Here is a 13,373-nt window from a genome sequence, read left to right as displayed (position 1 = left end):
GGATTCGATGAGCAGGCGAGCGCAGAAGACCGCCATGCCCCAGGTTGCCGGCTGGCGCCTGGGCGTGGTGGCGCTCGTCTTTTTCCTGCTGGTCGGCGCTCTGATGTGGCGGGCGGTGGAGCTGCAGGTGTTGGACCGGCAATTCCTGCAGACCCAGGGCGAGGCCCGGCAGATGCGCACCCGCGCCATGCCGGCCCATCGTGGCGTGATCACCGACCGCCACGGTGAACCGCTGGCGATCAGCTCGCCGGTGGATTCGGTGTGGGCCGACCCGGGTCAGTTGTTGGACCACCCCGAGGCCGTCACCGCGCTGGCGGAACTGGTGGGCATGCCGCGTGCCCGCCTGCAGCGGCGGCTGGAGGCACGGCCGGGTAGTGAGTTCGCCTGGGTCCGGCGCCAGGTCTCGCCCGAGCAGGCCGAGGCCGTGCGCCGCGCGGCCCTGCCGGGGGTGGCGCTGCAGCAGGAGTACCGCCGTTTTTACCCCTCCGGCGAGGTCAGCGCCCACCTGCTGGGCTTCACCAACATCGACGACCAGGGTCAGGAAGGCCTGGAGCTCACCTATGACGCCTGGCTGCGCGGCGAGCCGGGTCGCAAGCGGGTCATCCAGGACCGTCTGGGGCGGGTGGTGGAGGACGTGGAGCTGTTGCGCGAGCCCCGCGCCGGCCGCGATCTGGCGCTGAGCATCGATCGCCGCCTGCAGTATCTGGCCTACCGGGAACTGAAGGCCGCGGTGCGTGAGCACGATGCCCGCGGCGGCTCGCTGGTGCTGCTGGACGTGGAATCCGGCGAGGTGCTGGCGATGGTCAACCAGCCCGGCTTCAATCCCCACCGGCGCAACGAGATCGGCAACGGGGTTCAGCGTAATCGTGCCATTATCGACGCCTATGAACCCGGCTCCCTGATCAAGCCCTTCACGGTGCTGGCGGCGCTGCGTGAGGGGGTGGTCCGGCCGGAGACCTCCCTGTCGACCAGCCCCGGCACGCTGCGGGTGGGGCGCCATACCATCCGCGATATCCGCGATTACGGCGAGATCGACGTCACCACCCTGCTGCAGAAGTCCAGCAATGTCGGGGCCGTGCGCCTGGCCCTGGAGATGGAGCCGGACGCTCTCTGGGGGCTGCTGCTGGAGATGGGCTTCGGGGCCAGCACCTTCGTCGGCTTCCAAGGCGAGGCCACTGGCCGGGTGAGCAGCATGCCGCCGCGGGACGAAGTGCAGCGGGCGACCCTCTCCTTCGGCTACGGACTCACCGCCACCCCGCTGCAGATCGCTCGCGCCTATGCCACCCTGGCCGCCGCCGGCGTCCAGCGCCCGGTGAGCCTGCTCCACCGCAATGGCCAGCCACCGGAGTCGGAGGAACAGGTCCTGGACCCCGCGCTCTCCCGCCAGGTGCTGGAGATGCTCGAGACGGTGACCCAGCCCGGCGGCACCGGGACCCGCGCAGCAGTGCCGGGGTACCGGGTCGCCGGCAAGACCGGCACCGTGCGCAAGGCCGGGCCCACCGGCTATGGCGAGGACGATGGCTACATCGCCATGTTTGCCGGGGTGGCACCGGTGAGCCGGCCACGTCTGGCCATGGCGGTCCTGGTGGACGGGCCGCGGGGCGATGAATACTACGGCGGCCAGGTGGCGGCACCGGTCTTCGGGCAGGTCATGGCCGGCGCGCTGCGGTTGATGAACATCGCCCCGGATGGCGATGCGCTGCCCTCCGGCCTCATCGTTGCGGGCGGGGAGGGGCGGCCATGATGCGGCTTAGGACACTCCTCCAACCCTGGCTCGATCTCACCGATGCCGACGACCGCCCGGTCGGCGGGTTGGCGGTGGATAGCCGGGACATCGAGCCCGGCTTCGTCTTTGTGGCCCTGCGCGGTTCCCGGCATCACGGGCTGGGTTATCTCGGGGACGCCCTGGCCGCCGGTGCCGGGGCAGTGCTCTGGGAGCCGGCCGGGGACGTGGCGCCCGAGCCGGATGAGCGCACCGCCGCTGAGCGCGCCGGGGTCCCGCTGATCGCGGTGCCGGACCTGGGTCGGCGGCTCGGTCCCATTGCCGCGCGGCTGTACGGCGACCCCAGCGCGCGGATGCGCGTGGTGGGGGTCACCGGCACCGACGGCAAGACCTCCGTCACCCAGTACCTGGCGCAGTTGCTCGACCGCGAGGCCCATCGCTGCGGGCTTGTCGGCACCCTCGGCAGCGGCTTCCCGGATTCCCTTCAGCCCGGCACCCATACCACGCCCGATGCGGCGAGCGTGCAGCGGACGCTGGCTCGGTTACACCGTCAGGGCGCCGCCCAGGTGGCCATGGAGGTCTCCTCCCACGCCCTGGACCAGCACCGGGTGGCGGGCGTCCGGTTCCACACCGCGGTGCTCACCAACCTGGGGCGCGATCACCTGGACTACCACGGCGACCTGGCCGGGTATGCCGAGGCGAAATCGCGCCTGTTCGGGGTCCCCGGGCTGCAGTGGGCGGTGCTCAACCTGGACGACGCCTTCGGGCGGCAGGTGCACGGGGCCCTGGCCGGCGGCACCCGGGCGCTGGGCTACAGCCTCGCCGGCCACCCCCAGGCCGGGGTGCGCGGCGAGGGGTTGGTGCTGGAGCCGCAGGGCCTGCGCCTGCGGCTAAGCACCGAGTGGGGCGAGGCGCCGGTGCAGGCCCCGTTGCTCGGTGCCTTCAACGCCGCCAACGTGCTGGCGGTCGCGGCCGCGGCCCTGAGCCTGGGCGTGGCCCTGCCGGTGATCGTCGAACGCCTGGCCGGCCTGCGGCCGGTGCCCGGGCGGATGGAGCCCTTCACCCGCCCCGGGCGGCCCAGCGTGATCGTTGACTATGCCCACACCCCGGCGGCCCTGCGCGGCGCCCTGGCGGCCGTGCGGGCCCACTACCGGGGCGCGGTCTGGCTGGTCTTCGGCTGTGGCGGTGACCGCGACCGGGGCAAACGGCCCCTCATGGGCGAGGCGGCCGCGGAACTGGCCGACCGCGTGGTGCTCACCGACGACAATCCGCGCCGGGAGGACCCGGACCGGATCATTGACGACATCCGCCAAGGCGCCCCCGGTCGCGACTGGCCGGTACTGCGCGACCGCGCCGGCGCCATCCGCCACGCGGTGGAACGGGCCGGCCCCGAGGACGTGGTGCTGGTGGCCGGTAAGGGCCACGAGACCGTGCAGCAGATCGGCGACCGGTGCCTGCCGTTCAGTGACCGCGAGGCCGTGGTCCAGGCCCTGGGCGAGGAGGAGGGCGCATGAGCCGTTTTACCCTGCAGGAAGTGGCGGAATGGACTGGCGGCACCCGCCATGGTGACGCCGTCACCGTGGGCGAGGTCGGACTCGACAGCCGGGGCCTGGCGCCGGGCGGGCTCTTCGTCGCCATGGCCGGCGAGCGGGTGGACGGCCACGACTTCATCGCCGACGCGGCCCGGCGCGGCGCCGCCGCCGCCCTGGTGGAACGGGACGGCGACTGGCCCCTGCCGGTGGTGCGGGTGGCGGACACCCGCGCCGCATTGCAGGCCCTGGGCGCTGCCTGGCGCCGCCGGCTGGCGGCGCGGGTGGTGGGGGTGACCGGGAGCAACGGCAAGACCACGGTCAAGGAGATGATCGCCGCCATCCTGGCCCGGCGCGGTGCCACCCTGGCCACCCGGGGGAACCTCAACAACGAACTCGGTGTCCCCCTGACGTTGCTGCGGCTGGACCGCGAGCACCGCTACGCCGTCATCGAGATGGGGGCGAACGCCCCCGGCGAGATCGCCCGCCTCACCGCCATTGCGGCCCCGGAGGTCGCTGTCATCACCAACGCCGGCCCGGCGCACCTGGAGGGGTTTGGCGATCTGGCCGGGGTGGCCCGGGCCAAGGGCGAGCTCTTCCTGGGCCTGCCCGACGCGGGTGTGGCGGTGGTGAATGCCGACGACCCCCAGGCGCCGACCTGGTACGCCCTGGTGGGCGACCGCCGCTGCCTGCGCTTCGGTCGTGGCGCCGATGCCGACGTCCGTGCCACCGCCGAGACCGCTGGCGGTCACTTCGAACTGCAGATCCCCGGCGGCCGCCACCCGGTGCGCCTGCCGCTCCCGGGGCGGCACAACGTCATGAACGCCCTGGCCGCGGCGGCGGTGGCGGTGGCGCTGGAGGTGCCGCTGGGCGACATCGTCGCCGGCCTGGAGGCCTGCTCCGGGGTGGCCGGACGGCTGCAGTGGCGCACCGGGCGCGAGGACTGCCGGATCCTGGACGATACCTATAACGCCAACCCGGCCTCGCTGCAGGCGGCGCTGGATGTGCTGGCCGCCGAGCACGGCGAGCGCTGGCTGGTGTTGGGGGATATGGGCGAACTGGGCGCCGGCGCCGAGGCGCTGCACGCCGAGGCCGGCGAGGCGGCGCGCCGGGCCGGGGTCCACCGGCTGTTCGCCGTCGGGACGCTGGCGGCGGCCGCGGCCCGGGCCTTCGGTGAGGGCGGCCGCCATTTCGATGACCGGGACAGCCTGCTGGCGGCGCTGCTCGCCGAGCTGTCCGGCGAGGTGCGGGTGCTGGTGAAGGGCTCGCGTTTCATGGGTATGGATCGCATCGTCGCCGGGCTGGCCGGCGGCGATGAGCAAGCGGGAGAGAGCTGAGTGCTTTATCACCTGGCCATGGCGCTGGAGGGCGTGTACTCCGGTTTCAACGTCTTTCAGTACCTGACATTCCGGACCATCCTGGGGGTGCTCACCGCCCTCGGGATCGCGCTGCTGGTGGGGCCGGCCGTCATCCAGCGCCTGGTCGAGCATCAGATCGGCCAGCAGGTGCGCGACGACGGTCCGCAGAGCCACCTGTCCAAGGCGGGCACGCCCACCATGGGGGGGGCCCTGATCCTGGTGGCCATCGCCGTGGCCACCCTGCTCTGGTCCGATCTGACCAACCGCTATGTCTGGGTGGTGCTGCTCACCACCCTGGCCTTCGGTGTGATCGGCGGCGTGGACGACTACCGCAAGCTGGCCCTGGGCAACAGCAAGGGCCTGTCCGCGCGCGCCAAGTTCTTCTGGCAGACGGTGGTTGCGCTGATGGCCGCCGTCTTTTTGTTCTCCACCGCGCAGTCGCCGTTGGAGACGAGCCTCATCGTGCCACTGTTCAAGGACGTGGTGTTGCCGTTGGGGCTGCTCTTTATCCCCCTGGTCTGGCTGGTGGTGGTGGGCTCCTCCAACGCCGTCAACCTCACCGACGGCCTGGACGGGCTGGCCATCCTGCCCTCGGTGCTGGTGGCCGGCGGCCTGGCGGTCTTTGCCTATGCCACCGGCCACGCCGTGTTCGCCGATTACCTGGGTATCCCCTTCGTGGCGGGGGCCGGTGAGGTGGTGGTTTTCTGCGGCGCACTCATCGGCGCCGGGCTGGGCTTCCTCTGGTTCAACACCTACCCCGCCCAGGTGTTCATGGGCGATGTGGGGGCGCTGGCCCTGGGTGCGGCGCTGGGCATCCTCGCGGTGGTGGTGCGCCAGGAGCTGGTGCTGCTGATCATGGGCGGGGTGTTTGTCGTCGAGACCCTGTCGGTGATGTTGCAGGTGGCCTCCTACAAGCTCACCGGGCGGCGCATCTTCCGCATGGCGCCGCTGCACCACCATTTTGAACTGAAGGGCTGGCCCGAGCCCCGGGTGATCGTGCGTTTCTGGATCATCACCGTGGTGCTGGTGCTGGTCGGTCTGGCGATGTTGAAGGTGCGCTGAGCATGCAGGCAGTGAAACGGCAAGCAGGATACCGCGCGGTGGTTGGCCTCGGCCGCACCGGGCTGGCCTGTGTCCGTTTCCTGGCCGCCCGCGGGCTCGATGTGTGCGTCACCGACAGCCGCGACGAGCCGCCGGAGCAGGCCACCCTGCAACGGGAATGGCCGCAGGTGCCGGTGCGCGCGGGCGGCTTCGACGCCGCCCTGCTGGCGGGCGCCGGGGAGATCATCGTCAGTCCCGGGGTCAGTCTCCGGGAGCCGGCGCTGGAGACCGCCCGCCGGGCCGGTGTGCCGTTGATCGGCGAGATCGAGCTGTTTGCCCGTCACGCCGATGCGCCGGTGGCGGCGATCACCGGCTCCAATGGCAAGAGCACGGTCACCACCCTGGTGGGGCGAATGGCCGAGGCGGCGGGCCGGCGGGTGGCGGTGGGCGGCAATCTGGGCACCCCGGCACTGGCACTGCTGGATGGGGAGACCCGGCCCGATGCCTACATTCTGGAGCTCTCCTCCTTTCAGCTCGAGACCACCCACAGCCTGGCCCCCCGGGTGGCGGCGGTGCTCAACATCAGCGCCGACCACATGGACCGCCACGGCAGTGTCAGCGCCTACGCCGGGATCAAGGCGCGTATCTTCCACGGCGCCGGCGTCCAGGTGCTCAACCTGGACGATCCGGTGGTGGCCGCCATGGCGCAACCCGGCCGCACGGTCCTGGGCTTCAGCCTGGCGTCCAACCCGCGCCGGGGGGCCGGCGTGGCCGACCACCGGGGCGCCCCGTGGCTGCACCTGAATGGTGAGCCGGTCCTGCCGGCGGCGGACCTGCGGCTGCCCGGGCTGCACAACCGCGCCAACGCCCTGGCCGCCCTCTGCCTGGGGCAGGGACTGGGCCTGCCGGTGGCGGCGATGGCCGAGGCGCTGCGCCGTTTCACCGGCCTGCCCCACCGCACCGAATGGGTGGCCGAGCACGCCGGTGTGCGCTGGTACAACGACTCCAAGGGGACCAATGTGGGGGCGGCCGTGGCCGCCATCCGTGGCCTGGCGGGCCCGGTGGTGCTGATCGCCGGCGGCGACGGCAAGGGGGCCGACTTCTTGCCGCTGGCCGACGCGCTTCGCGAGAAGGGCCGGGCGGCGGTGCTGATCGGCCGGGACGCCCCGCGCCTGGCGCAGGTGCTCTCCGGGGTGGTGCCGGTGGAGCGGGCCGCGGATATGAGGGACGCCGTGCGCCGGGCGGCCAACCTGGCCCGGTCCGGCGACGCGGTGCTGCTGTCGCCCGCCTGTGCCAGCTTCGATATGTTCCGGGGCTTCGAGCACCGGGGTGAGGCCTTCCGCGACGCGGTACGGGAGGTGGCCCATGGCTGAAGTGCTGCGCTGGCTGCGTCTGGACCTCGGCCAGTCGGGCGGACTGGCCTGGGAGCGCCTGGACTGGCGCCTGGCGCTGACCGTGCTGGCCCTGGCCGGCCTGGGCCTGGTCATGGTGGGCTCGGCCTCGGTCTCCATCGCCGAGGGGGCCACCGGGGATCCGCTCCACTACCTCTACCGGCAGGCCGTCTTCCTGGCCGTGGCCCTGATGGCCGCCGTGGCCTGTCTGCACCTGTCGCTGGACCAGTTCTACCGCGGCGGCCCGGTGTTGTTGGTGCTCGGCTTCTTCCTGCTGCTGGTGGTGCTGATCCCAGGGGTGGGCCGGGAGGTGAACGGCGCCACCCGCTGGATCCCGCTCGGGCTGATCAACCTGCAGGTGGCGGAGGTGGCCCGGGTCTGTTTCATCATCTACCTGGCCGGCTACTGCGTACGCCGGCACGCGGAGCTGCCCAACACCAGCAGCGCCTTCGCCGTCCCGCTGGCGGTCTTTTCGCTGGCCGCTGTCCTGCTGCTGGCGCAGCCCGACTTCGGCACCGCCCTGGTGCTCATGGCCACGGCGCTCGGCCTGTTGTTCCTGGCCGGTGCCTCACTCTGGCGGATCGGGGTGCTGGGCCTGCTGCTGGCCGGCGCCGCCTGGCTGCTCATCGTCGGCTCGCCCTATCGCTGGCAGCGGCTGACCACCTTCACCGATCCCTGGGCCGACCCCTTCAATGCCGGGTTCCAGCTCACCCAGTCGTTGATCGCCATCGGCCGCGGCGAGTGGTTCGGCGTGGGGCTGGGCGCTAGCGTGCAGAAGCTCTTCTACCTGCCGGAGGCGCACACCGACTTCCTGTTCGCCGTGCTGGCGGAGGAGCTGGGTCTGCTCGGCGTGGTCGTGGTGGTGGCCCTGTTCACCTACCTGGCCTGGCGCGGCATGCAGATCGGCCTGGCCAGCCTGCGGGCCGACCGGCCCTTCGGCGCCTACCTGGCCTGGGGGCTGACCATCAGCATCGGGCTGCAGGCCTTCATCAATATGGCCGTCACCATGGGGCTGTTGCCCACCAAGGGGCTGACCCTGCCGCTGATGAGCTACGGCGGCAGCAGCCTGATCATGACCGGCATCGCCCTGGCGCTGCTCCTGCGGGTGGACTACGAGGCCCGGCTGGCGGCCCAGCAACCCAGGCCGCGCAAGCGACCGTCAGGGAGGGTGCGCCCATGACGATGCCCGTCCTGATCATGGCCGGTGGCACCGGTGGCCACGTCTTCCCCGCGCTGGCGGTGGCGGAGCGCCTACGCGAGCAGGGGGTGCCAGTGGTCTGGCTGGGCACCCGCGAGGGCCTGGAGGCCCGGGTGGTGCCGGCGGCGGACATCCCGCTGGAGTCGCTGCGGGTGCGCGGCCTGCGCGGCAACGGCCTGCGGGGCTGGCTGGCCGCGCCGTTTGTGCTGCTGCGCGCCCTCTGGCAGGCCCTGGGCGTCCTGCGCCGGCACCGGCCGCGGGCGGTATTGGGCATGGGGGGTTACGCCGCCGGCCCGGGGGCGGTGGCCGCCTGGCTGACCCGCCGGCCGCTGATCATCCACGAGCAGAACGCCGTGGCCGGTCTGACCAACCGCCTGCTGAGTCGGCTCGCCCGCCGGGTGCTCACCGGCTTCCCCGGCATCCTGCCGGAACGGGGCGGCGAGCACGTGGGCAACCCGGTGCGCGACGCCATCACCCGGGTACCCGGCCCGGCGGATCGCGGTGCCGGCGCCCACGAGCCTCTGCGCCTGCTGGTGGTGGGCGGCAGCCTGGGCGCGCTGGCCCTGAACAGCACCGTCCCGGCGGCGCTGGCCCGGCTACCGGAGGTGCAACGGCCGGTGGTACGCCACCAAGCCGGCGAGCGCACCCTGCAACAGGCCCGCGAGGCCTACGATCAGGCGGGTATCGCGGTGGACCTGCAGCCCTTTATTGAGGACATGGCCGCGGCCTGGACCTGGGCGGACCTGGCGATCTGCCGTGCCGGCGCCCTGACCGTGGCGGAGCTGGAGGCGGTGGGCGTGCCCGCCATCCTGGTGCCGCTGCCCGGCGCCGTGGACGACCACCAGACCGCCAACGCCCGGCAGTTCGTGGCGGCCGGCGCCGGGGTCTTGCTGCCCCAGTCCGAACTCAGTGCCCAGCGCCTGGCGCTGGAGCTCAAGACCCTGTTGGCCGACCCGCCACGCCTGCAGCGCATGGCCCAGTGCGCGCGCGGGTTGGGGCGGCCGGACGCCGCGGCCACGGTGGCGCGGATCTGCCTGGAGGAGGCCCGATGACTGACGGTGACACGAGCCCGGCCCATACCCGCCCGGACGCCTTTGGCCGCGTCCGCCACCTGCACTTCGTCGGTATCGGCGGTGCGGGCATGGGCGGTATCGCCGAGGTGCTGCACAACCTGGGCTTTACCGTGACCGGGTCCGATCTGCGGGAGAACGCCATCACCCGGCGCCTGGCGGGGCTGGGCGTGCAGGTGGTGTTCGGTCATGAGGCCGACCACGTGCAGGGGGCCGATGCGGTGGTGGTCTCCAGCGCGGTGCAGGCGGACAACCCGGAGGTGCAGGCCGCCCGCGAGTACCGTATCCCGGTGGTGCGCCGGGCCGAGATGCTGGCCGAGCTGATGCGCTTCCGTTACGGCATCGCGGTAGCCGGCACCCACGGCAAGACCACCACCACCAGCCTGGTGGCCAGCGTGCTCGCCGAGGGCGGTTTGGACCCCACCTATGTCATCGGCGGGCGGCTCAACAGCTCCGCCAGCCACGCCCGGCTGGGCAGCGGCCGCTATCTGGTGGCCGAGGCCGACGAGAGCGACGCCTCCTTCCTGCACCTGAAGCCGATGATGGCGGTGGTCACCAACATCGATGCCGATCACCTGGAGACCTATGGCGGCGACTTCGACCAGCTACGCCATACCTTCGACGAATTCCTGCACCACCTGCCCTTCTACGGCCTGGCGGTGCTCTGTCACGACGACCCGGTGTTGCGCGATTTGGGCCCGGAGATCGCCCGCCAGGTGCGCAGCTACGGCTTCGCCGAGGACGCCGACCTGCGGGCGGTGGACATCGAGCAGAGCGGCCGGCGTACCCGCTTCACGGTGGTGGATGGCGAGGCGACCTTCCCGGTGGAGGTGAATCTGCCCGGCCGCCACAACGTGCAGAATGCCCTGGCGGCCATCGCCGTGGCCCGCGAGCTGCATGTGGACGTCGCCGCCATCCAGCGCGCCCTGCAGCGCTTCCAGGGGATCGGCCGGCGCTTCCAGGACCACGGTACCCTGCGCTTCGGCGACGCCCGGGTGACCCTGGTGGACGACTACGGCCACCACCCGCGGGAGATCGCCGCCACCCTGAGAGCGGTGCGCGACGGCTGGCCCGGCCGGCGGGTCCTGGTGGTCTTCCAGCCCCACCGTTACAGCCGCACCCGGGATCTGTTCGAGGACTTCGCCCGGGTGCTCTCCGAGGCCGATGCGCTGCTGGTCACCGAGGTCTATGCCGCCGGCGAGCCGCCGGTGGCCGGCGCCACCGGGCGTGGCCTGTGCGCGGCGATCCGCGCCCGCGGCCAGGTCAACCCGGTCTTCGTGGAGACCCTGGAGGAACTGCAGCAGGTGCTCCCCGGGGTGGCCCGGGACGGCGACCTGGTGCTGACCCTGGGGGCGGGCAGCATCGGCGGTGCCGCCGCGGAGCTGGCCCGCCGCCACGGCGTGGAGGATGGGGGATGATGGCCGCCGAACGCCGCATACAGCCGGGGGAACTGCGCCATTGGGAGCCGATGGCGCGCTACACCTCCTGGCGTGCCGGTGGCCCGGCCGAACGGCTCTACCGGCCCGCCGGGCTGGCGGACCTGGTGGCGTTCCTGCGCCGGTTGCCGGAGGACGAGCCGCTGTTCTGGTGCGGCCTGGGCAGCAACCTGCTGGTGCGCGAGGGCGGCCTGCGCGGCACGGTCATCCTCACCCAGGGCGGACTCGATGCGCTGCGGGTGGAGGGCGAGCAGGTCCATGCCGAGGCCGGGGTGGCCTGCGGCCGGTTGTCCCGCTACTGCATCCGCCAGGGGCTGGCCGGGGCGGAGTTCTTCGCCGGTATCCCCGGCACCCTGGGCGGCGCCCTGGCCATGAATGCCGGCGCCTTCGGCGGCGAGACCTGGTCGCGGGTGCGCCGGGTGGAGACGGTGGACCGGCACGGTGTGCTGCGCCGGCGCGGGCCTGAGGATTTCCGGGTGGGTTACCGCCACGTCAGCGGGCCGGCCGGGGAATGGTTCGTCGCCGCGGTGCTGGACCTGGAGCCGGGCGACGCCCAGGCGATGCAGGCGCGGGTCAAGGCCCTGCTTAGCCAGCGTAACCGCACCCAACCCATCGGCGAGCCGAGCTGCGGCTCGGTGTTCCGCAACCCGCCCGGTGACCACGCGGCGCGGTTGATTGAGGCCGCCGGGCTCAAGGGGCTGCGCCGCGGCGCCGCCCAGGTCTCGGAGCGGCACGCCAATTTCATTATCAACACCGGCGGGGCCACCCCGGCGGACATCGAGGCCTTGATCGAACAGGTGCGCGATGAGGTGGCGCGCCGGCACGGGGTCACCCTGGTGCCCGAGGTGCATATCGTGGGGGAGGCGCAGTCATGAGCAGCGAACAGGCAGCGGCGATGGGCCGGGTGGCGGTGCTGATGGGGGGCGACTCCGCCGAGCGTGAGATCTCCCTGATCAGCGGCCGGGCCGTGTTCGAGGCGTTGCGCCGTCGCGGTGTTGATGCGGAGGCGGTGGATACCGCCCAGGTGGCGCTGGCGGAACTGACCGGTTTCGACCGGGCCTTCATTGCCCTGCACGGCCGTGGCGGCGAGGACGGGGTCATCCAGGGGGCGCTGGAGGCCCTGGGCGTGCCCTATACCGGCAGCGGTGTCCTGGGTTGCGCCATCGGCATGGACAAGTGGCGCACCAAGCTGCTCTGGCGTGGCGCCGAGCTGCCGGTGCCGCCCGGGGCGCTGCTGCGCCCGGAGACCAACCGCCAGGCGCTCATCGGCAGCGTCGGCCTGCCGCTGATGATCAAGCCGGCCCATGAGGGGTCGAGTATCGGCATGGCCAAGGTGGAGCGGCCGGAGGAGCTGGAGGCCGCCCGCGCCGAGGCCGCCCGCTACGACGACCTGGTGCTCGCCGAGCGCTGGATCGAGGGCGGGGAGTACACCGTGGCCATCCTGGGCGAGGAGGCGCTGCCGGCCATTCGACTGGAGACCCCGCGCGGTTTCTACGACTTCGAGGCCAAGTACCGCAGCGGGGACACCCGCTACCACTGTCCGGCCGGGCTCACCGAGGCCGAGGAGCAGCAGATCCGCCAGTTGGCGCTGGACGCCTTCCGGGTGGCCGGTGCCAGCGGCTGGGGCCGGGTGGATTTCATGCGCGACCGGCAGGGCCGGTTCTGGTTGTTGGAGATCAACACCATCCCCGGCATGACCGATCACTCCCTGGTGCCCATGGCGGCCCGGGCGGTGGGTATCGACTTCGACGAACTCTGCTGGCGGATCCTGCTCGACAGCCGCCGGCGGGAGGCGGGGCGGCCATGACGGTGCTGGCCGCATCGGCGGGCGGCCCCCGGCCGCGGGGCACGCCAACGCGGGCCCACCGCGGCGCCGGCATGCTGGGCTGGGCCGCCGGCGCCGCGGCACTGCTGCTGGCACTGGCCGGCGGCAGCGCCGCGTTGGAGCAGTTGCGCAGCGGTGAGTGGTTCCCGGTGCAGATGGTGCGCCTGGACAGCCCGGTCCGCCACCTGGCGCCGGACGATGTGGAGACGGCCCTGGAGCCGTTCCTGGACAAGGGGATGTTCGGCCTGGACGTCACCGGCATGCGGCGGGCGGTGGAGGCGCTGCCCTGGGTGGCCAGCGCCTCGGTGCGCCGGGTCTGGCCCGATATGGTGGAGTTGACCATCCGCGAGCACGCGCCCCTGGCCCGCTGGGGCGAGTCGGGGCTGATCACCGGGGCCGGCGAGGTGTTTGAACCGGACCCGGCGAGCATCCCGTCCGGGCTGCCGCGGCTGTCGGGGACGGCGGGGCGGGAAGAGGCGGTGGTGCGGCATTACCGCGATCTGACCCGGCGCCTCCAGGCCGCCGGGTTCGAGCTGATGGCGCTGGAACAGGATGCGCGGGCGGCCTGGCGGGCCGAACTGGCCCCGGAGGACGGGGTGGCGCCGGGCGACGAGGGGCCGATCCGCCTGGAGATGGGGCGCGAGCAGGTGGTGGCGCGGGTAATGCGCTTTCTGGACGCCTGGCCGCTGATTGCCCGTGAACAGGAGCAGGGCCGGGAGCTGGCCAGTGCGGATCTGCGCTACCCCAACGGCTTCGCGCTGGGCTGGCGGGACGCGGGCACGGCAACCGAATAATGCGATCG

General features: G+C 72.5%; 11 protein-coding genes. All 11 read left to right on the top strand.

Annotation, left to right across the window (positions count from 1 at the left end):
- Window positions 1-7 precede the first annotated feature (7 nt).
- Genes MLG_RS11145 through MLG_RS11095 form a run of 11 tightly spaced genes read left to right on the top strand, consistent with a single transcriptional unit; the run spans window position 8 to window position 13,365 of the window.
- Window positions 8-1,744 carry a peptidoglycan D,D-transpeptidase FtsI family protein gene (locus MLG_RS11145; RefSeq protein ID WP_011629935.1) on the top strand — a complete coding sequence of 579 codons (1,737 nt, stop codon included), beginning with the start codon at window positions 8-10 and terminating at the stop codon, window positions 1,742-1,744.
- On the top strand, window positions 1,741-3,237 hold the full coding sequence (locus tag MLG_RS11140; RefSeq protein WP_011629934.1) for a UDP-N-acetylmuramoyl-L-alanyl-D-glutamate--2,6-diaminopimelate ligase: 1,497 nt from the start codon (window positions 1,741-1,743) through the stop codon (window positions 3,235-3,237). The genes MLG_RS11145 and MLG_RS11140 overlap by 4 nt, the downstream gene beginning before the upstream one ends.
- Entirely contained in the window at window positions 3,234-4,589 is a 1,356-nt protein-coding gene (locus MLG_RS11135) for a UDP-N-acetylmuramoyl-tripeptide--D-alanyl-D-alanine ligase (RefSeq protein WP_011629933.1), read from the top strand. Before MLG_RS11140 ends, MLG_RS11135 begins: the two co-directional genes overlap by 4 nt.
- A gap of 18 nt (window positions 4,590-4,607) precedes the next feature.
- Entirely contained in the window at window positions 4,608-5,672 is a 1,065-nt protein-coding gene (gene mraY, locus MLG_RS11130) for a phospho-N-acetylmuramoyl-pentapeptide-transferase (RefSeq protein ID WP_156774742.1), read from the top strand.
- 2 nt (window positions 5,673-5,674) lie between these two features.
- On the top strand, window positions 5,675-7,024 hold the full coding sequence (murD, locus tag MLG_RS11125) for a UDP-N-acetylmuramoyl-L-alanine--D-glutamate ligase (protein WP_011629931.1): 1,350 nt from the start codon (window positions 5,675-5,677) through the stop codon (window positions 7,022-7,024).
- Window positions 7,017-8,222: a putative lipid II flippase FtsW gene (gene ftsW, locus MLG_RS11120; protein ID WP_011629930.1), complete on the top strand. Its 1,206-nt coding sequence runs from the start codon at window positions 7,017-7,019 to the stop codon at window positions 8,220-8,222. Before murD ends, ftsW begins: the two co-directional genes overlap by 8 nt.
- Window positions 8,219-9,292 (top strand): undecaprenyldiphospho-muramoylpentapeptide beta-N-acetylglucosaminyltransferase, encoded by a 1,074-nt coding sequence (murG, locus tag MLG_RS11115; RefSeq protein ID WP_011629929.1) that lies wholly within the window; start codon window positions 8,219-8,221, stop codon window positions 9,290-9,292. Before ftsW ends, murG begins: the two co-directional genes overlap by 4 nt.
- Entirely contained in the window at window positions 9,289-10,728 is a 1,440-nt protein-coding gene (gene murC / locus MLG_RS11110) for a UDP-N-acetylmuramate--L-alanine ligase (RefSeq protein WP_011629928.1), read from the top strand. The genes murG and murC overlap by 4 nt, the downstream gene beginning before the upstream one ends.
- On the top strand, window positions 10,725-11,621 hold the full coding sequence (murB, locus tag MLG_RS11105) for a UDP-N-acetylmuramate dehydrogenase (protein WP_011629927.1): 897 nt from the start codon (window positions 10,725-10,727) through the stop codon (window positions 11,619-11,621). The genes murC and murB overlap by 4 nt, the downstream gene beginning before the upstream one ends.
- Window positions 11,618-12,553 (top strand): D-alanine--D-alanine ligase, encoded by a 936-nt coding sequence (locus MLG_RS11100; protein ID WP_011629926.1) that lies wholly within the window; start codon window positions 11,618-11,620, stop codon window positions 12,551-12,553. The genes murB and MLG_RS11100 overlap by 4 nt, the downstream gene beginning before the upstream one ends.
- Complete coding sequence (locus tag MLG_RS11095; RefSeq protein ID WP_011629925.1) at window positions 12,550-13,365, top strand: cell division protein FtsQ/DivIB; 816 nt, start codon at window positions 12,550-12,552, stop codon at window positions 13,363-13,365. Before MLG_RS11100 ends, MLG_RS11095 begins: the two co-directional genes overlap by 4 nt.
- Window positions 13,366-13,373 lie beyond the last annotated feature (8 nt).

This window comes from Alkalilimnicola ehrlichii MLHE-1 (assembly GCF_000014785.1).
Lineage (GTDB): Bacteria > Pseudomonadota > Gammaproteobacteria > Nitrococcales > Halorhodospiraceae > Alkalilimnicola > Alkalilimnicola ehrlichii.
Note: the sequence above shows the minus strand (reverse complement) of the source record. Positions and strands in the feature narration are given on the sequence as shown.